This is a genomic window from Lysinibacillus sp. FSL W8-0992 (assembly GCF_038008685.1).
In the GTDB taxonomy this organism is placed as follows: domain Bacteria; phylum Bacillota; class Bacilli; order Bacillales_A; family Planococcaceae; genus Lysinibacillus.
The window spans coordinates 4,076,439-4,096,388 of record NZ_JBBOZQ010000001.1 but is presented as its reverse complement, the minus strand read 5'-3'; the positions used below and the strand labels follow the sequence as shown (position 1 = coordinate 4,096,388).

Sequence of the window (19,950 nt, the reverse complement as noted above, 5' to 3'; positions counted from 1 at the left end):
GAAAGGTCTTGTGAATCATGAATGCTGAAATCCTTGCAGTTGGCTCAGAGTTATTACTTGGACAGATTTCAAATACAAATGCAAAGTTTATTTCTAATCAGCTTTCTGAGTTAGGAATTAATGTGTTTTATCATACCGTTGTTGGCGATAATTCAAAACGGTTAGAGGAAGCAATAAGCATAGCGGAATCGCGCGCTGATCTTATCATTTTTTCAGGTGGTTTAGGCCCTACAAAGGATGATTTAACGAAGGAAACGATTGCTCGTCATCTTGGGCTAGATCTTGTAATCGATCAAGTTGCATTGTCATACATTGAGCAATTTTTTGCTAAACGAGGCATCTCAATGACGGAAAATAACCGCAAGCAGGCGCTTGTATTAGCAGGTAGCGAGGTGCTAGCTAATCATCATGGTATGGCACCAGGGATGATTTTGACAAAGGATAAGCGTACCTACATTTTACTTCCTGGACCTCCAAAAGAACTGGAGCCGATGTTCCAATTTGAAGCGAAGCCAAAGCTTGGTACAATGCTAAATGATGGCGGAGTCATAGTGTCTCATGTAATGCGCTTTTATGGCATTGGAGAAGCTGAGTTAGAAGTGCGTGTACAAGATATTTTAGATACACAAACAAATCCGACAGTTGCACCACTAGCTGCTGATGGAGAAGTAACTTTACGTGTAACAGCAAAGGCGCAATCAGAGCAGGAAGCCCAACAGCTTATTGCTGATAAAGTGGCGGAGATTCGTGCTATTGTAGGAGACTTCCAATATGGCATAAATGATGATTCACTTGCCTCGAAAACGGTAGAAATGTTGCAAGATAATAAATTAACGATTTCTGCAGCAGAAAGCTTAACAGCAGGTTTATTTCAATCAGAGCTAGCAGAGATTCCAGGCGTAGGCAATATTCTTATAGGAGGCGTAGTGACCTATACAGAAGATGCCAAGGTAAAGCAGCTAGGTATTGACCAACAATTATTAGATACTTATGGTATCGTCAGCAGTGAATGTGCTGCAGCAATGGCTAGTGCAGTGCGTGAAAAATTTGGTACGAATATTGGTATTGGGTTAACGGGAGCGGCTGGTCCTACTGCACATGACCATCAGCCAGTTGGAACGGTATGGATTGGAATTGCTATAGGCGACGAAGAGCCAATAACATATTTACTGCATTTATCAGGTATGCGCAATACAAATCGTTTACGTGCGGTTAAATTTACATTTCATTATTTAATGCAACAATTAGAAGAACGAGGATATATGAAACGATTTTAATTTGCTAATTGGTTTAGTAGGGTAGAACCCTAGCTGAAGCAATGCATAGGCTCGAAAAAAATTGGGCGCAATTACGACTGGAGTGTAATTGCTAATAGTTGAAAATGGGAATTTGGATAGGAAAAACTTATCCAAATTTTTATTTTGGATTAAAATCGAATAAATGTTCGCTTTTTTCTTGCGTGTTCTCAAAAAAACAAGTATAGTAGAGATAGACAATAACAGTGAACAGTTTTGAAGGAGGAAAAATAATGAGTGATCGTAAAGCAGCCTTAGAACAGGCGTTAAAACAAATTGAGAAGAATTTCGGTAAAGGCTCTATCATGAAGCTAGGCGAAAAAACAGATTTAGAAATTGCTACATCTTCTAGTGGTTCACTAGCACTTGATGCCGCATTAGGTATAGGTGGATACCCACGTGGACGTATTATTGAAGTATATGGTCCAGAATCATCAGGTAAAACAACAGTTGCACTACATGCCATTGCGGAAGTACAAGCAAAGGGTGGACAAGCAGCATTTATTGACGCTGAGCATGCGTTAGATCCGATTTATGCTCAAAAATTAGGCGTAAATATCGATGAACTTTTATTATCACAACCAGATACTGGTGAGCAAGCGCTTGAAATTGCAGAAGCGTTAGTGCGTAGTGGCGCTATTGATATTATCGTTATTGACTCTGTTGCAGCGCTAGTACCGAAAGCTGAAATTGAAGGCGATATGGGTGACTCTCACGTTGGTTTACAAGCTCGTTTAATGTCTCAAGCATTACGTAAGCTTTCAGGCGCTATCAATAAATCAAAAACTATCGCTATTTTCATTAACCAAATTCGTGAAAAAATTGGTGTTATGTTCGGTAATCCAGAAACGACACCTGGTGGTCGTGCGCTTAAGTTCTACAGCTCAGTACGTTTAGAAGTTCGTCGTGCAGAAGCAATAAAACAAGGTAATGATATTATGGGTAACCGTACGAAAATTAAAATTGTAAAAAACAAAGTGGCACCACCATTCCGTACAGCTGAGGTTGATATTATGTACGGTGAAGGGATCTCAAAAGAGGGCGAAACAGTCGATTTAGGTGTAGAATTAGACATCGTTCAAAAAAGTGGATCTTGGTACGCTTATGGCGATGAGCGTCTAGGCCAAGGACGTGAAAACGCAAAACAATATTTAAAAGAAAATCCTGCTGTTTTAGAAGAAATTGCAAATAAAATTCGTTCTTCTTACGGAATTGCCGCAACACAGTATACAATTGCTGCACATGATGACGAGGAAATGGATGAAGAGCTAATGCTTCTTCTTGAAGATGAAAAAAAATAAATATTGTTCTCACTTCTAAAGGAATGAGAATGCTTAAGATGCGACAAAATGCATCAAGAAGTTCATTCTAGTTACATTTTAATAAGTTGGTTAGAGCACACGTCGGCGACTTCTGCTGTAACGCATAGTACGTAAGACGAACAATCTACGCTAGTGAGGGTTGAGGCTTACAGAAGTGCTGTGCAGAAAGCGTGCGCCTACAAAGGAAATCAATCAACATAGCAATTCGCTTCACTCTAAATCGTTCTTACTCATAAGAAGTAAGAACGATTTTTTTGTTAGTTTAATAGATTGTAGCGATACTGGAATTGATAGATAGCTAACGTAAATTATAGATATAGTTATGAGTGAAATAGGGTATAAAATTTTTGATTGGACAGCTGACAAAGAGACGATATGTTCATTTGTCAAAGAAAGTTAAAATAATTGTATTAAGATGACGGTAATTGTGGTAATAATTGTATTGTAACCATCATCCTAATAAAAAGATTATTCATCGAAGAAGGCATTTTATCTAGCTCAAAAGTAACAGTTAATATATCCATCTAATGGATATGACTTACTTTTTTTGTTGCAGATAGGCGAACAGATGCCCGTCTATCCTTGACAGAGCCTGAGGCTAGCTATACAATTAAATATGTATAATTTCTGAATTATGACTTTAAAATAGGCAGTACATTTTTTGTATGCGCCGACTGAACCTGTATTACCCAAATAGCAAGAGGAGGTGTTCATATGGATGGAATTACTATCATCTCCGCTTTGCTTGGACTCATCGTTGGTGCCGCTGTTAGCTATATCTACATGAAAAAAGTGAATGACTCAAAAATCACTGGTGCTAAACATGTCGCTGAAACAATCGTTGAAGAAGGAAAACGAGAGGCGGAGGCATTAAAGAAAGAAGCACTACTTGAAGCCAAAGATGAAACTCACAAATTTCGTACTGAAGCAGAAAATGACATTCGTGACCGTCGTTTAGAACTTCAAAAACAAGAGAACCGTTTATTGCAAAGAGAAGAGAATCTTGATCGCAAGGATGATGCTCTGAATAAGAGAGAAGCCAGCTTAGAGCGTAAGGAACAAGCTCTAGCTGAAAGACAACAGCATATTGAACAGATGGAAAGCAAAGTGGACGAGCTTGTTGCAGCGCAAAAAACAGAACTAGAGCGCATTTCTGCATTAACAAGAGATGAAGCTAAGACTATTATCTTAAGTGAAGTAGAGAAAGAGCTAGCGACTGATATTGCTGTAATGACGAAGGAATCTGAAATGCGTGTGAAAGAGGAATCTGATAAAAAGGCACGTGAAATTTTATCATTGGCACTGCAACGCTTTGCTGCAGACCACGTTGCAGAAACAACAGTCTCTGTTGTGAACTTGCCAAATGATGAAATGAAAGGTCGTATTATTGGTAGAGAGGGTCGTAATATCCGTACACTCGAAACTTTAACAGGAATCGATTTAATTATTGATGATACTCCAGAAGCAGTAATTTTATCTGGGTTTGATCCAATTCGTCGTGAAACGGCTCGACTTGCACTTGAAAAGCTGGTACAGGATGGTCGTATTCACCCTGCTCGCATCGAAGAAATGGTTGAGAAATCTCGTCGAGAGGTGGATGAACAAATTCGTGAAACAGGGGAACAAACGACATTTGAAATCGGCATTCACAATCTACATCCAGACTTAATGAAGATTTTGGGCCGCATGAAATACCGTACAAGCTACGGGCAAAACGTCCTAAAACATTCAGTGGAGGTTGCACATTTGGCAGGTTTACTAGCTGCTGAGCTTGGTGAAGATGTAGCGTTAGCTCGTCGTGCAGGCCTATTGCATGATATAGGTAAAGCAATCGACCATGAAGTTGAAGGAAGCCATGTTGAAATCGGCGTGGAATTAGCTACGAAATATAAAGAACATCCTGTTGTTATTAATAGTATTGCTTCTCACCATGGTGATACAGAAGCGACATCTGTTATTGCAGTATTAGTAGCTGCAGCAGACGCATTATCAGCAGCGCGTCCAGGTGCTCGTAGTGAGACACTGGAAAACTATATTCGCAGACTAGAAAAATTAGAAGAGATTTCTGAAAGCTATGATGGTGTTGAAAAATCATATGCTATCCAAGCAGGTCGTGAAATCCGAATTATTGTTCAACCAGAAAAAATTGACGATTTAGCATCTCATCGTCTTGCACGTGATATTCGTAAGCGTATTGAAGAAGAACTAGATTATCCAGGTCATATTAAAGTAACCGTTATTCGCGAAACTCGTGCAGTGGAGTATGCAAAATAATAAAATAAGAGGCTCCTCTTGATTTTAATCAAGAGGAGCCTCTTTTTATTTGGTTAGGAATACAAGATTGTATTTAGCACGTATTTGAATGAAAAACACTTAGATTAGATGATTGTGACCTTATGCAGTTCGTCAGATGTGAAAATGAATATATCGGTTTTAGTAAGAAGCGTTTCCTGAAAATTGGATTCGCTTTTTGTTTTTGAAAAGCCCCATATTAATAATAGAAGATATAAGCTTATGTAACATCTATGTCTCTTTATCGACCATGAATAAAAGGGAGATATCAATAATATAATAGGCCATAAAACTTTTTGAATAAAACTTTTTAATGTAACTAGTGGATATAGATTAGCTAGCATATGTTATGTCAAGGGGTGAAGGTCGTTGCAAGAAACTATCACATTACAAGATGTATTGAAAATAGTGCGAAAGCAATTGCTCTATATTATCAGTTTTGCACTTTTATTAGCATTAGTCACTGCGTTTCTTAGTTACTTTATCATAAAGCCAACGTATGAGGCGCAGACCCAGCTTTTAGTAAATCAAAAAAATACCGATCAAGCTCTGTTAGGGGTACAGCAAGTAGAAACAAATCTACGCTTAATTAATACGTACAATGTTATTATTCAAAGTCCTGCTATTTTATCAAAAGTGATTAGCCAACTTAATTTAAATAGTACACCTGAAAAATTAAAGGAACAGATTACTGTATCCAACGCCAGTAATTCTCAAGTTGTCAATATTGCTGTCCGCGATAAAAAGCCCGAAATGGCAGTCGATATTGCCAATACTGTAGCAGGCGTATTTCAAGAGGAAATTCAAGTGTTAATGACAATCGACAATATTAATATTTTGTCCGTAGCGAAATTGGAGGACAAACCTGAGCCTGTAGCACCAAACAAAAATTTATATATTGTGGCGGCTGCAATGATTGGATTTATCATAAGCGCTGGCATTGCGTTATTGATAGAGTGCTTGGATACAACAGTTAAGACAGAGCAAGATATTGAAGAAACCATTGGGTTACCAATTATTGGCATAATAAGTAAAATAACTAGTGCGAGCTATAAAAACATATGATTGAATCCCGTTACATAAGGAGGGAGTAACTGTGTTTCTTCAAAAAAGAGCCAATAAAAAAAAACTAGGAAAAATGGGCAGGAAGCTTGTGACAGTCGGCAATAGTAATTCCATCGTTTCTGAGCAATTTCGTACAATACGAACAAACATTACCTTCGCAATGCCAGATCAAGACATCAAAACAATTTTAGTAACTTCAGCGACGCCAGGTGAAGGGAAATCAACAAATGTAGCCAATTTAGGCGTTGTATTTGCACAAGAAGGGAAAAAAATATTAATTGTAGATGCTGATTTACGTAAGCCCACAATGCATTATACGTTTCGATTACAAAATATAAGAGGTCTTTCAAATTTACTGACAAGACAATATGAAATGTCAGAAGTTTTAAATAGTACAGATATTCCTAATCTTTTTGTTATGACGAGTGGACCAATTCCACCTAATCCCGCTGAGTTACTTTCTTCAAAAACAATGGATAGTATTATGACGCAACTAATAGGAGACTTTGACATCATTATTTTTGATGCACCACCACTGTTATCTGTAACCGATGCACAAGTTTTATCTAATAAATGTCAAGGAACACTACTAATTGTGAATAGTGGTGTAGTGGAAAATGCAAGTGTACTTAAAGCGAAATTAAGTCTTGAAGCATCAAAGGCGAATATTTTAGGCGTAGTTTTAAACAATTACAAATTACCTCTCGGCGAATATTATGATCAATATTACCGATAGTGATTGGGCGTAGATAGGGAAGTGAAACGTAGTGATAGATATGCACAGTCATATTTTAGTAAATGTCGATGACGGTCCCGAAACAGTAGAAGAGACATTCAGATTATTTGAACAGGCTATTATGGAAGGTATTACAGCAATTATTTCTACTTCACATGCGCTACACCCTAAATATAATGTCCATGTTCATGTAGTACATGAACAAATTGCACAATTACAACAGGAAATTGACAGACGTAACATGCCACTAACACTTTATCCAGGACATGAGGTGAGATTGGCAGGGAATATTTTGGAGCTTTATAAGAAAGATCAGCTTCTCACATTAGCACATTCAAATTATTTGTTACTTGAGCTTCCATCGGGTTTCATTCCCACATATACACGAACAATCATTTACAACTTGTTGACAGCAGGTATAACGCCAATCATTGCTCATCCAGAACGAAATAAAGCGATAGCAGAAAATCCAAGTCGCTTAGAAAACCTCGTACGTGACGGTGCACTTGCACAAATAACTGCAGGAAGTTTAGCTGGTTTGTTTGGCAAGTCCATTCAACAGCTTTCTTTGAAATTAGTTCGATCGAACCTTGTCCATACATATGGTTCGGATGTGCATAATTTAAAAACACGCCCATTCTTATTTGAAAAAGGTCTGAGATTTTTGGAAAAGCAAAAAGAATTGAATGCGGTGGATGCCTTTTTAGAAAATAATATACGAATCATCAATAATCAGCCTTTTATCGTATATGAGCCAGTAAATAACTTCACAAAAAGACGGTGGAAGTTATTTTGAATGGAGCTGCTTATAAAAGCTAAAGAGAGCAAATAGTACGTAAAGATGCTGGCACGATAGTAGGTATTAAACATATAAGGGGACAGTTTGGGATGAGAGTCGTTTTTATGAGAAGTAATCCAATTTCTCCAGATCCGAGAGTTGAAAAAGAAGTGGACAGCCTTAGAAAAAATGACTGGCATGTTCAAATTTTAGCATGGGATAGAGATAGTAAATATAACGCAAAAGTAGAATTTTTGGAGCGAGCTCATACAATTAAAATTACAAGGTTTGGCATCCCTGCTACATTTGGTGGAGGATTTAAAAAAAATTTCTTTCCACTATTGCGCTTTCAGCTAAAGCTATTCCAATGGCTACTTCAAAATAAAAATACGTATGATATTATTCATGCTTGTGATTTTGATACAGCATTTGTAGGTACAGTATGTGCGAAAATACTCCGTAAAAAAGTCATTTATGATATGTTTGATTCCGTTACTGCCCCCTTCCATGGACCTGCAATAATAGGGAAAATAGTTGAAAAAATTGATAGAGCACTATTAAATAGTGTGGATGCTGTCATTATTTGTACAGAAAAGCGAAGAGGGCAAATAGCTAATGCATCACCGAAAAAAATTGAGGTTATTTATAATACTCCACTGCATGTGGATTTAAAATATGATTTAAATTTGAATCACGATAAAGTAAAAATTGTCTATGTCGGCATACTGGCAAATGAAAGACTCATTAAGGAACTAGTTGAAATCGTAAAAAATAATCCACACTACGAATTGCATATTGGTGGATTTGGCGAGTATGCAGACGAATTGGCACAAATGGCACTGCAATATGACAACATACTTTTTTACGGAAAAATCCCGTATGAAAAAACATTAGCATTAGAAAAAAGTTGTGATATTATGACCGCCATTTATGATCCTGAAGTTTCCAACCATTATTACGCAGCCCCAAATAAATTTTATGAGGCACTGATGCTTGGCAAGCCATTAATTATGGTAAAAAACACAGGCATGTCTGAAGTAGTGGCAGAAAATGACCTAGGTGAGCTAATTGATTTTAATCAAGAAAGTCTACAAAAAGGTATTGAAAAGCTAATAGAGCGTAAAAAAGAATGGCCAGAAATTTCACGTAAAATGAAGCTGTTATATGAGGAACAGTATAGCTGGAATGAGATGGAGAAACGCATTATTACATTATACAGCAATTTATAGCAGTAGAAGCTATTTGAAAATTTTACAGTAATATTGGGTTTCTAGGGGGTCTTGGGAAGAGATGAAGATATTATTTGTTGCGCAAAATTTTCAGATGGGCGGTATTCAAAAAGCTTTAATTAATACATTGAAAGAAGTGTGTGTCGATAAGCAATATGAAATAGATGTGTTTACATTCGGTAAAGGCGAACTCATAAAGGACATCCCCTCTAATGTGCAAGTCAATATAGGAGGTTTACTATTACAGCTAATTGCTACCCCGTTTTATGTAGTGAAACAGAGAAAGAACTTGTGGCATATCCTCTTACGAATACTATGTATGTTGATCGTACGCGTGATTGGTTCAAACAATTTTTATACATTACTTTTTAAAATGCATCGCCATCAAAAACAATATCATATTGCTATTTCTTATTTTAATGATGCACCAAATAGTTACTTTAACCAAGGCACGAATTTGTTTGTAGATAAATTTGTAAGAGCGGATAAAAAGTTTGCGTGGATACATACAGATCCATTAAGGGCGAACTTTAATTACGAAGTATGTGTTAAAACCTATCAGAATTTCGATAGATTAATATGTGTTTCTGAAGCATGTAAGCAAAACTTGGTTAATTTTCTCCCCCAATATCAACATAAAATACAAGTAGTCTATAATTTTTTCCCAATAGCAGAAATAAAAGAACTAGCAACGCAATATCCACCATTTGAAAAAGGAACATTGGATTTATTATCTGTTGGGCGAATGGATAATGCTACTAAAAGGTTCGATCTCATTCCACACATATGTAAGCTTTTAAAGGAATCCTCTTACAATCAATTTCATTGGCGAATTATAGGCGATGGGCCAGATTTACTTTTTAATAAACAATTAGCGCTTGAATTAGGGGTAGAAGATGTAGTTGAATTTGTCGGTGAATGTCATAATCCGTATCCATTTATTAAACAGAGCGATGTTTTAATATTAACTTCAGCGTATGAAGGGTATCCGATGGTAGTAGGGGAGGCATTAATATTAGCAACGCCAGTTATTACCACAAATTTTGCGGCAGCAGGTGAGCAAATACACGATGGTTGCAACGGTTTGATAACAAATGGACATGTAGAAAATCTGTATGCCGTCATTGCCAATGTAATCAACAATGGCGATCGTCTCCAGAAGATGAAAAAATATATTGAAGAAAATCGCTATACAAATCGAAAAGCACAAGAGCAATTAGTATTGGAGTTTGATCGAAAATGAAATTAAAAAATAAAAATTTCAGTATTTGGATCTGTGTTATTTCCAGTATATTTGTCGTGTTAAAAATGTATACAGGTAGTAATCTATTCCTTTTTATCTTTATTAGTTTAGTAATTACGGCAATGTTGTTGGATAAACAACAACATCGAATTGATTATTTACTGTTTTTTATTTCATGGGTGTATGTTATTAAGTTCGATTTAACGAGCTATTCACTTTTTGTTGTACTTAGTTTTGTTTATATTGTTTTAAGTGTCATGACACTGTTTATGCAAAACAAAGGGATATCAACACAGCTTGTCATCACCTATGTTCTTTTTGTATGTTTTGCTGTCCTGGCAACGCTGTTTAATAGCGGTAATGTTATCGAAGTGTTGGGCTTTGTATTAAATTATAGTGTGATCTTTTTTGCTGTTCTGTTCATCGATTCAAATACTTATTTTAGAAGATATACGTATGTGTATGCAATAGGCTTACTAATTGCTGCAATCGTTCGCTGGATAAGTTTTTCTGTTCAATCGATTGACAGCTTTATTGAGTCAATGACAATTGTCAATACAGTTAAGACGACAAGTGCCATTAATACAAGGTTTACGGGTTTAGATTTAGATCCGAATTATTTTAGTTTGCAAATTCTTATAGCGATTGCTTGTTTATTAGTTCTTTTTTATTACGATAGAAAAATGGAAATTAAGCCGATTGTGTTCATCATTGTATTAGCGATATTCGGAATATTTACTTATTCCAAAATGTTTATCATCACTTTTATAGCATTCATTTTATTGACATTCATCATGTTCGTTAAACACAATGTAAAAACAGCATTCCAGTTCGCTTCGTTTATGCTAGCGATTTGTGGTGTTCTACTATTTTTTTTTTACGAGAAGTTATTCGAAATTTATTGGATTCGATTTTTTGGAGCAGGAACATCCACAGATGCTATTACAACTGGGCGATTAAGTAGCTGGAATATGTTTGCAGCGGAAATTTTACAAAGTACGAAAATATTCGTTATTGGGGCTGGTTTTGGTACGAGTTTCTCCAATGCAAAAATGGCTCATACGATGTACTTATCAACACCTTATTATCTTGGGTTAGTGGGCATCGTTCTTGCACTACTATATATTGTTAGCTTAAATAAAGTTCTTCGTCAAAATATTGGTAACAGCGGAAAAACAAACTTTCAAATATTAGCGGTCAACACTATACCTCTCTATATTATGTTAATTGCTAATGCTGTACTTGATTCTTTCGTAATGGATTATTTCCCTTTTCATATTATGTTAATTATGTTTGCGTTAACGCTTCGGAAAAATCAGGAGATAAGTATGGATGGGAGGTGAGGCTATGCCATTTTTAAGCATTATTGTGCCAATCTATAATGTTGGGCACTATTTAAAAGAATGTATAGATAGCATCTTGAATCAAAAATTTGAGGATTTTGAGCTAATATTGGTGAATGATGGATCAACGGATAATAGTTCCAAAATATGTGATGACTATGCCGAGCACGATCCAAGAATTGTTGTTATTCACAAAGAAAATGGTGGGCTTGTCAGTGCGCGAAAAGCAGGTATACTTGCCGCTCATGGCAAGTATATTGGCTATGTAGATAGTGATGATTGGATTGAAGCAGACATGTACCAATCATTATGTGGTGCAGCAAAGGTACATGATGTTGACATTGTCATTTGCGATATCGTAGAAAATTATCCAAACCAAGAAGTAAGACGAACACAAATGGTTGCACCTGGATTGTACAAGAAAGAAAGGATGGAACAAGACGTTTATCCGATTATGCTATATGCAGGTGAATATTATAAGTTCGGATTATTTCCTTCTGTGTCCAATAAAATCTTCAAAAAAACGCTTATCAAAAAATTTCAATTGAATGTTGATGATACAATCCGCATGGGGGAAGATGTAGCCTGTACATATCCTAGCTTACTTGATGCGGACAGTATTTATATATTAGACAAACAATATTTATATCATTATCGTCAAAGTTCCTCTTCTATGACAGCTAGCTATGATCAAACATTTTTTGAGAAAATCCTCATTTTATATGGGCATTTAAAATATTTTACACGTAGTAATGAAAAAACAGCACCTAATTTTACAAATCAACTTCAGTATTATTTTATCTATTTAATTATTGCAGGGGTTAATAATGAATTTAATCGACAAAATGATAAGAGCTTGCGTGAGAAAAGGGCCTTTATCAAAAAAATGATGAAACAGAAAGATGTCAATGAGGTGTTACAGGCTATTTGTACAAATGGTTTACCGTATAAAACAAAAATGTACATTTGGTTATTGAAGAAACAACAAATTTTATTATTATATGCATTGATTGAGATGAAACGAAGTAGAAGTGGCTCATGAGAACAAAGAAAATTATATTAAATTTATTTTCCAATGTTATGTTGCAAATTGTTTCGGCGGTCATTAATTTTATTTTGCCTCGTTTATTTATGACGACTTATGGCTCCGCTACAAATGGACTAGTTACGTCGATTAAGCAATTTTTAAGTTATTTAAAAATTGTAGAAGCGGGAGTTGGCAGTGCATCCATTGCAGCACTGTATAAACCGTTGGCCATAAATGATAAAGAACAAATAAATGGCATTCTTTCAGCAACACATTATTTTTACAGACGTTCGGGTACTATATTTGTTGTATTAGTAGCCCTATTAGCTATCTTCTATCCGCTAATAGTAGCAAAAGAAGTGAGTCCACTTACAGCTTTTTATATGGTGCTTATTTTAGGAATTAGTGGTGTATGGGAGTATTTTTTAATTGGAAAATATTTAGTGCTCCTAACTGCAGATCAAAAAAGCTACATTCTTTTTCGAATACAAACATGTTTATTGATCGCTAGTACCATTTTATCCTTATTTTTATTAACACTTGGTTTTTCAATCGTTGTTGTTGTTGGTAGTTCTAGCATGCTGTTATTACTAGATATTCTTTTTTTAAAAGTATATGTCCAAAAAAAATATCCGTATTTCAATAGTAAAGTAAAGCCAAATACATCAGCAATTAAAAAAAAGTGGGACGCTTTAATCCATCAAATTGCCTCATTAGTTGTATTTAATACGCCGTTTATTTTAATTACTATTTTTCTTGGTCTTGCAGAAGTTAGTGTATTTACGGTGTACAATATGGTATTTAATGCTGTTACATTGTTTATTTCAGCTTTTTCTGGTGCGATGTTAGCAGCCTTTGGAGACATACTTGTAAAAGAAGATCGAGATACACTTCAAAAACATTTTCATCATTTCGAATACATTTTTTTCGCAGTCGTAGCTTTTGGCTATACATGTACAGCCATTTTAATTTTGCCTTTTATAACTATTTATACAGCGGGTATTGAGGATGCAAACTATATAAGACCGTGGTTAGCGGCACTCTTTGTAGTTGTAGGCATTGCCAATGCTATTCGAATTCCTGCGAATACATTAGTCAATTCGGCTGGGCATTTTAAAGAGACAAAAATTCGTGCCATTATTGAAGCGGTCATAAACTTTTGTGTCTCCTTTGTTTTAGTACAATTTCTAGGTGTTGAAGGCATTTTGATTGGAGCACTTTGTTCTTATGCATATCGTACATGTGATTTAATACTTTATACGTCTAAAGTGATATTAAACACTTCAGTCTGCGTTACCGTTAAAAAAATTTTACTAAATAGTATTTTGGCATTCATCGCAGCATTACCATTTCTATTTTTTATCGAATTACATATTGTAAGTGTCATGACTTGGTTTGTTGCAGCAATATGCATTTCTGTATGGACAATGACTGTTGTTTTTGTTGGGAATTTTATTTTCCAACCTACAACGATGCGAGACATTTTGCTGCACTTAAAGCGTGTCATTTCCAACGACTAAAAAGCTTTCCCTACGTTTTTAAGTAAGTTAGATAACCTAGATTACTAATTAAAAATAAGTTTAATTGCTTAGAAATGGCAGGTGGGAAGATGAAGCCAGTTGTTAAGGAAATATTTTTACTAAGGTTTGTAGCCTGTTTGGGAATTGTTTTAATGCATAGTGTCACTTTAGTGTTAGACATATACGATATAGAAGAAAATACTGTGTTTTTTGTACTGACATCTCTTCAATTAGCATTAATGTTCGGGACACCTGTCTTTATTTTTATTTCGGAATTTGTGATTGCCTACTCCTATTCAGATGAATTGCCAAAAAGTTTTTATAAAAAACGTTTTTCTTATATTTTTCTACCTTTTATTTTTATAGGGATTGTAGATGCAGCCCTTCATTCCATTAACATAAATAGTATTGATTTTGAAAAAAAGGTTTTATTAAATTTTTTCGAAGGTGATTTTCACGGCTATTTCATTATCATCATTTTTCAGTTTTACTTTTTGCATCCATTATTTGTGAAATTTATCGTTTCAAAATATCCAGCCTACCAAGTCATCATCACAGCATGTATCATTAATTTTGCCTACCTAGCCTTATTCAATTTTTTTGACCCATTTAAGTATTTATATTTTCTTCCTTATATAGAAGTGGAATGGACTGTATTAAATAAGATGCCATTTCCTGCTTGGATCGCCTATTTCGTAGTGGCCTATTATTGTGGTAAAAATTATGAGCAGTTTATTTCGTTGCTCCATCGCTTTCGCTATGTATTACCAAGTATTTGTTTACTCATGCTAGGTATTTTACTCGCTAGTCAATGGTCTGGATTAATTACTGAAGTTCACTCAAAAAGAATTGATGTTATTTTTTACACATTGAGTGTAGCTTTTTTATTGTTTTTTATCGCCAGCAAAATAAGAAACATGCCTAAATTAATTATTTTCATTAGTCGTTATTCTTTTGGCATTTATTTGCTACACCCACTTTTTAATATCATGCTGAAAAGTTTTTTTACGAAATATATAGATGTATTAAGCGCTTCTACAGTTATCGTCAGCACGTTTTTCATCAGTACGGTATGCTCCATTTGCGTTACATATTTACTGAACAAATGGAAGTTCGGACCTTATTTAGTAGGTCAAGTGCATGCTAAGGAAAAAGCAACTAGTAACAAAATTAGAGCGAGCAAGACAAAGCAATTAGTCAATCATCGTTAATAATGTGATTGCTCTTTTGGCGAAAACGATTAAATATAAAATTTAGATGCAAGCAAGCAACATAAATCTGAAGCGAATTTTTCCTTTTATTTTTGCGATAGACGAAGAAAAAATGGTAAACTCTAATGAGTGTTATTGATAGAAAGAGTGGTTTTGTAAAATGAAAGTACTATTTATTGGAGATATCGTCGGTTCAATTGGCCGAGATGCGGTTGAAAAATATTTACCACGATTAAAAAAGAAATATAGTCCAGATGTAGTTATTGCAAATGGTGAAAATGCTGCAGCGGGTCGTGGGATTACACGTAATATTTATAATGATTTATTACAAATGGGTGTAGATGTTATTACAATGGGTAACCACACTTGGGATAATAAAGATATTTTTGATTTTATTGATGATGCTGATTATTTAATTCGACCAGCGAACTTTTCGACTGATGCACCAGGTAAGGGTATGGTGCAAATTTCGAAAAAGGGTGTTACGTTATCTGTTATCAATTTACACGGTCGTGTATTTTTGCCACCGCATGAAGATCCGTTTGCAATGGCAGAGAATTTAATCGAAGAAGCGCGTAAAACGTCGCCACTAGTATTCGTGGATTTCCATGCTGAAGCGACAAGTGAAAAAATTGCGCTTGGTTGGCACTTAGATGGCAAGGCATCGGCAGTTGTAGGAACACATACGCATGTTCAAACAGCTGATGCGCGTATTTATCCTAATGGTACTGCTTATATTACGGACGTCGGCATGACAGGACCATATGATGAAATTTTAGGGATGACAAAGGAAAGTGTTATTTACAAATTCCAAACTAATATGCCGTCACGTTTTGAAGTACCAAAAAAGGGTCGCGATGTGTTAAGTGGCTTTTATGTTGATATTGATGATAAGACAGGGAAAGCTGTTAATTGTGAAAGAATATATATTAATGAGGACTATCCGTTTCAAGCTTAATGAAAACTACTGTGCATAATTCATGCACAGTAGTTTTTTTTTTACCTGCTGCTTTGGTGGATAAACCGTTGTAAATAGTAGGTTTATTAGTATTAAAAATGAATATATACCAATAAAAACATCAAGGAATTAATCAGTTTACAATATATCAGAAATGAAAATAGTCTATTTTCATTTTACTGAGCATAAAATGACCTACGGACAATAACTTGAGGTCCAAAAAGGGGGACATGAGTTATTGAGCGTAAACACTATTCGCGAAACGGGGAGGAATAATTGTGGATTCATTAAAAGTATCATCACGCTCTAATCCAAATTCAGTTGCAGGTGCATTAGTCGCGGTAATCAGAGAAAAAGGGCAAGCAGAAATGCAGGCAGTTGGGGCAGGTGCACTTAACCAAGCCGTGAAAGCAGTGGCCATCGCACGCGGATTTGTAGCGCCAAGTGGCACAGATTTAATTTGCGCACCGGCGTTTGCCGATATTTTAATTGCTGGTGAAGAACGTACAGCCTTAAAGCTGCTAGTAGAAAAACGTGTTCGATAATTAAAGTAGAACTTTAATCGGTGGGGGGTGACCCCACCGATTATTAGTTAAACAGTGGAGAAATTCATTCCACTATAAAGATGTACAAGCCCTATCACACTTTTATGGACGAGCGTCTAGTGCTCGTTCCTCTAGAAGGCAATGTGATAGGGCTTCTTTGTGCCTATCTTAGTGTCAGGCACCGAAACAATTCCGAAATTTCTAAATGAGTGTCAGGCACCGAAACAATTTTGAAATTTCATGTCAAAGCCAGTAATGTTAACTAAGTAAAAATCCACGCAGACTCCTGCGGGAACGCACCCAACGTAAGACGGAACAGACGACGCGACAGCGACGGTTGCGGCTTACGTCGTGCCCGCGGGAAAGCGGAGTGGATTTTAACGCTATAAGAAGCCGTTATTATGCAATTAGCATTGCCTAAATCCAAAAATAAATGTCCATTCATGCACTTGAAATCAGCAAGTTAATTTTTTATACTTAATTGATTTGAAAATTACAACTTTTTGAACAACATTTTCAGTCAAAGGTCTGAATTTCGCCCAATTCATTGAATAACAATAGTGCAGACCGTTTCTTCGTGTTAAACTTATGAAGGAAAAAAATAATAGTATACATTGGATTTAAGGAGTTGTTGAGATGTTACATCAGCTTTCGTGGAAAGTCGGTGGGCAGCAAGGTGAAGGGATTGAGAGTACAGGTGAGATTTTCTCGATGGCAATGAATCGTTTAGGTTATTTCCTTTACGGTTATCGTCACTTCTCTTCTCGTATAAAAGGTGGCCACACTAATAATAAAATTACAGTTCGTCCAACAGAAGTACGTTCCATTGCGGATGATTTAGATATTTTAGTGGCGTTCGATCAAGAAACAATCGACGTCAATTATAAAGAACTAACAGAAAAAGGCATTATTTTAGCCGATGCAAAATTTGATCCTGTAAAACCAGACGATTCAAAAGCACCACTATTTGCTGTACCTTTTACAGAGGTGGCAGCAGAGCTTGGTACAACGTTAATGAAAAACATGGTAGCAATCGGAGCGACTGCATCTCTTCTAAACTTAGAAGACGCTGTGTTCCAAAATGTTGTTGATGACATCTTCGGCAAAAAAGGTGAAGAAGTTGTTCAGAAAAACATGGAAGCAATTGCACGCGGTCATGAAATGATGAATGAACTATTAGGCGATCGTATTGGGGAGTGGGCATTAGCTCCAGCTGATGGTAAACGCCGTATGTTCATGATTGGGAATGATGCAGTAGCACTTGGTGCACTAGCTGCTGGGACACGCTTTATGGCGGCATACCCGATTACACCTGCGTCAGAAATTATGGAATACCTCATTAAAAAATTACCTAAATTTGGTGGTGCGGTTATTCAAACAGAAGACGAGATTGCTGCAGCAACGATGGCAATCGGTGCAAACTTTGGTGGTGTACGTTCATTTACAGCATCAGCAGGTCCTGGTCTTTCTCTAATGATGGAAGCAATCGGGCTTTCAGGTATGACAGAGCAACCTCTAGTTGTTGTAGACACACAACGTGGCGGTCCATCTACTGGTTTACCAACGAAACAAGAACAATCAGATTTAATGGCGATGCTTTATGGTACGCATGGTGAAATTCCGAAAGTGGTAATCGCACCTTCAACTATGGAAGAAGCGTTCTTTGACACAATCCAAGCGTTTAATATTGCAGAGGAACTACAGTTACCTGTTATTTTAATGACAGACTTACAATTATCTCTTGGTAAACAAACTGTTGAACCATTCGATTATAAAAAAATTGAAATTCGTCGTGGTAAAATTGTTACAGACGATATTGAAGCTTCAGCAGATAAAGCTTACTTCAAACGTTATGAAGATACAGAAGACGGTATATCGCCACGCGTATTACCAGGTCATTTAAACGGTATCCATCATGTGACAGGTGTTGAGCATGATGAAACAGGGAAACCATCTGAAGCAACTGGCAACCGTCGTACACAAATGGACAAACGCTTCCGTAAGCTAGAAGCATTGAATTTTGATACACCTGTTTATAAAAATGCGCCACATGAAGAAGCGGACGTTTTATTAGTAGGCTTTAACTCTACACGTGGAGCGATTGAAGAAGTACAAGAGCGATTAAATGCTCAAGGCATGAAGGTGAACCATGCGCATATTCGCTTAATTCACCCATTCCCATCGGCTGATATGGCACCTCTTGTGGAGAAAGCGAAAAAAGTAATCGTTGTAGAAAACAACTACACTGGTCAATTAGCGAACATCATGAAAATGAATATTGGTGGTCACGGCAAGATTGAGATGATTACAAAATATAACGGTACACCATTTTTACCAGGTGAATTAGAAAATAGAGTGAAGGAGTTGACTCGCTAATGGCAACATTTAAGGATTTTCGTAATACAGTGAAACCAAACTGGTGCCCAGGTTGTGGCGACTTCTCTGTACAGGCTGCGATTCAACGTGCAGCAGCAAACGTAGGCATAGAACCAAATGAACTAGCAGTTATTTCTGGAATCGGCTGTTCAGGTCGTATTTCAGGTTATATTAATTCATACGGTTTCCATGGCATTCATGGGCGTGCATTACCGATTGCACAAGGATTAAAAATGGCTAACCGTGATTTAAATGTTATCGCTTCTGGTGGTGACGGAGATGGCTTTGCGATTGGTATGGGGCATACGATTCATGCCATCCGTCGTAACATCGATATCACATATGTTGTAATGGATAACCAAATTTACGGTTTAACAAAAGGCCAAACATCTCCACGTTCGGCTGCTGGATTTATTACAAAATCTACGCCAGGTGGTGCTATTGAGCCATCGTTAAAACCATTGGAAGTAGCATTAACAAGCGGTGCTACATTTGTGGCACAAGGCTTCTCAACTGATATTAAAGAATTAACAGCTTTAATTGAAGCAGGCATTAACCATAAAGGCTTCTCATTTATCAATGTATTTTCACCATGTGTTACGTACAACAAAGTAAATACGTACGATTGGTTTAAAGAAAACTTAACAAAGCTTGTTGATATTGAAGGCTATGATAATGCTGACCGTGGTATGGCAATGCGCACTGTAATGGAGAATGAAGGCTTAGTTACTGGGATTATTTATCAGGATAAAGAAACTACTTCTTATCAAGAAAAAGTTCCTGGTTACGCTGAACTACCTTTAACAGATATCGATATTCAAATGAGCGAAAATCAATTCAATGCACTTGTGCAGGAATTTATGTAAATAAGATTGCAAAAAGCCACAATTTTAATATTGTGGCTTTTAGTATGTAAATAAAAGGTATCAAGAAGTGTTTTTCACTCTTGATGCCTTTTGTTGTGCCAGGCACCCAAACAATTTTGAATTTTCATGGTACTACCACTAAGG

The 19,950-nt window shown here is 36.3% G+C and carries 16 protein-coding genes; all 16 read left to right on the top strand.

Annotated features, from left to right (window positions below):
- The first annotated feature begins 17 nt into the window (after positions 1 to 17).
- Entirely contained in the window at positions 18 to 1,277 is a 1,260-nt protein-coding gene (locus NSQ74_RS20500; protein WP_340825758.1) for a competence/damage-inducible protein A, read from the top strand.
- A 251-nt stretch (positions 1,278 to 1,528) separates the two neighbouring features.
- A complete protein-coding gene (gene recA / locus NSQ74_RS20495; protein WP_340825757.1) occupies positions 1,529 to 2,596 on the top strand; it encodes a recombinase RecA in 1,068 nt (355 codons plus the stop codon).
- A gap of 735 nt (positions 2,597 to 3,331) precedes the next feature.
- Positions 3,332 to 4,891: a ribonuclease Y gene (gene rny / locus NSQ74_RS20490; protein ID WP_340825755.1), complete on the top strand. Its 1,560-nt coding sequence runs from the start codon at positions 3,332 to 3,334 to the stop codon at positions 4,889 to 4,891.
- Positions 4,892 to 5,278: 387 nt separating this feature from the next.
- Positions 5,279 to 5,974: a YveK family protein gene (locus NSQ74_RS20485; protein ID WP_340825754.1), complete on the top strand. Its 696-nt coding sequence runs from the start codon at positions 5,279 to 5,281 to the stop codon at positions 5,972 to 5,974.
- Between the two features lie 73 nt (positions 5,975 to 6,047).
- Positions 6,048 to 6,710 carry a CpsD/CapB family tyrosine-protein kinase gene (locus NSQ74_RS20480; protein WP_340826521.1) on the top strand — a complete coding sequence of 221 codons (663 nt, stop codon included), beginning with the start codon at positions 6,048 to 6,050 and terminating at the stop codon, positions 6,708 to 6,710.
- 40 nt (positions 6,711 to 6,750) lie between these two features.
- Entirely contained in the window at positions 6,751 to 7,506 is a 756-nt protein-coding gene (locus NSQ74_RS20475; RefSeq protein ID WP_445669079.1) for a tyrosine-protein phosphatase, read from the top strand.
- A gap of 92 nt (positions 7,507 to 7,598) precedes the next feature.
- The gene (locus NSQ74_RS20470) at positions 7,599 to 8,717 is read left to right on the top strand and encodes a glycosyltransferase family 4 protein (RefSeq protein WP_340825751.1); all 1,119 of its coding nucleotides are present in this window, start codon (positions 7,599 to 7,601) and stop codon (positions 8,715 to 8,717) included.
- A gap of 61 nt (positions 8,718 to 8,778) precedes the next feature.
- Complete coding sequence (locus NSQ74_RS20465; protein WP_340825749.1) at positions 8,779 to 9,960, top strand: glycosyltransferase; 1,182 nt, start codon at positions 8,779 to 8,781, stop codon at positions 9,958 to 9,960.
- A complete protein-coding gene (locus NSQ74_RS20460) occupies positions 9,957 to 11,303 on the top strand; it encodes a hypothetical protein (RefSeq protein WP_340825748.1) in 1,347 nt (448 codons plus the stop codon). The genes NSQ74_RS20465 and NSQ74_RS20460 overlap by 4 nt, the downstream gene beginning before the upstream one ends.
- 4 nt (positions 11,304 to 11,307) lie before the next feature.
- The gene (locus NSQ74_RS20455) at positions 11,308 to 12,345 is read left to right on the top strand and encodes a glycosyltransferase family 2 protein (RefSeq protein ID WP_340825747.1); all 1,038 of its coding nucleotides are present in this window, start codon (positions 11,308 to 11,310) and stop codon (positions 12,343 to 12,345) included.
- Positions 12,342 to 13,850: a lipopolysaccharide biosynthesis protein gene (locus NSQ74_RS20450; RefSeq protein ID WP_340825745.1), complete on the top strand. Its 1,509-nt coding sequence runs from the start codon at positions 12,342 to 12,344 to the stop codon at positions 13,848 to 13,850. The genes NSQ74_RS20455 and NSQ74_RS20450 overlap by 4 nt, the downstream gene beginning before the upstream one ends.
- A gap of 89 nt (positions 13,851 to 13,939) precedes the next feature.
- On the top strand, positions 13,940 to 15,061 hold the full coding sequence (locus tag NSQ74_RS20445) for an acyltransferase family protein (protein ID WP_340825744.1): 1,122 nt from the start codon (positions 13,940 to 13,942) through the stop codon (positions 15,059 to 15,061).
- Positions 15,062 to 15,221: 160 nt separating this feature from the next.
- Complete coding sequence (locus NSQ74_RS20440) at positions 15,222 to 16,019, top strand: TIGR00282 family metallophosphoesterase (protein WP_340825743.1); 798 nt, start codon at positions 15,222 to 15,224, stop codon at positions 16,017 to 16,019.
- Between the two features lie 278 nt (positions 16,020 to 16,297).
- Positions 16,298 to 16,564 (top strand): stage V sporulation protein S, encoded by a 267-nt coding sequence (locus tag NSQ74_RS20435; protein ID WP_010858535.1) that lies wholly within the window; start codon positions 16,298 to 16,300, stop codon positions 16,562 to 16,564.
- 636 nt (positions 16,565 to 17,200) lie between these two features.
- Positions 17,201 to 18,940, top strand: coding sequence for a 2-oxoacid:acceptor oxidoreductase subunit alpha (locus NSQ74_RS20430; RefSeq protein ID WP_340825741.1), 1,740 nt, complete (start codon positions 17,201 to 17,203; stop codon positions 18,938 to 18,940).
- Positions 18,940 to 19,806: a 2-oxoacid:ferredoxin oxidoreductase subunit beta gene (locus NSQ74_RS20425; protein WP_340825739.1), complete on the top strand. Its 867-nt coding sequence runs from the start codon at positions 18,940 to 18,942 to the stop codon at positions 19,804 to 19,806. The genes NSQ74_RS20430 and NSQ74_RS20425 overlap by 1 nt, the downstream gene beginning before the upstream one ends.
- The last annotated feature ends 144 nt before the right edge of the window (positions 19,807 to 19,950 follow it).

Bases quoted from the DNA above. Each gene is read 5' to 3' on its own strand.
- NSQ74_RS20500 (WP_340825758.1), top strand. From the start codon at position 18: ATGAATGCTGAAATCCTTGCAGTTGGCTCAGAGTTATTACTTGGACAG.
- recA (WP_340825757.1), top strand. From the start codon at position 1,529: ATGAGTGATCGTAAAGCAGCCTTAGAACAGGCGTTAAAACAAATTGAG.
- rny (WP_340825755.1), top strand. From the start codon at position 3,332: ATGGATGGAATTACTATCATCTCCGCTTTGCTTGGACTCATCGTTGGT.
- NSQ74_RS20480 (WP_340826521.1), top strand. From the start codon at position 6,048: ATGGGCAGGAAGCTTGTGACAGTCGGCAATAGTAATTCCATCGTTTCT.
- NSQ74_RS20475 (WP_445669079.1), top strand. From the start codon at position 6,751: ATGCACAGTCATATTTTAGTAAATGTCGATGACGGTCCCGAAACAGTA.
- NSQ74_RS20470 (WP_340825751.1), top strand. From the start codon at position 7,599: ATGAGAGTCGTTTTTATGAGAAGTAATCCAATTTCTCCAGATCCGAGA.
- NSQ74_RS20465 (WP_340825749.1), top strand. From the start codon at position 8,779: ATGAAGATATTATTTGTTGCGCAAAATTTTCAGATGGGCGGTATTCAA.
- NSQ74_RS20460 (WP_340825748.1), top strand. From the start codon at position 9,957: ATGAAATTAAAAAATAAAAATTTCAGTATTTGGATCTGTGTTATTTCC.
- NSQ74_RS20455 (WP_340825747.1), top strand. From the start codon at position 11,308: ATGCCATTTTTAAGCATTATTGTGCCAATCTATAATGTTGGGCACTAT.
- NSQ74_RS20450 (WP_340825745.1), top strand. From the start codon at position 12,342: ATGAGAACAAAGAAAATTATATTAAATTTATTTTCCAATGTTATGTTG.
- NSQ74_RS20445 (WP_340825744.1), top strand. From the start codon at position 13,940: ATGAAGCCAGTTGTTAAGGAAATATTTTTACTAAGGTTTGTAGCCTGT.
- NSQ74_RS20440 (WP_340825743.1), top strand. From the start codon at position 15,222: ATGAAAGTACTATTTATTGGAGATATCGTCGGTTCAATTGGCCGAGAT.
- NSQ74_RS20430 (WP_340825741.1), top strand. From the start codon at position 17,201: ATGTTACATCAGCTTTCGTGGAAAGTCGGTGGGCAGCAAGGTGAAGGG.
- NSQ74_RS20425 (WP_340825739.1), top strand. From the start codon at position 18,940: ATGGCAACATTTAAGGATTTTCGTAATACAGTGAAACCAAACTGGTGC.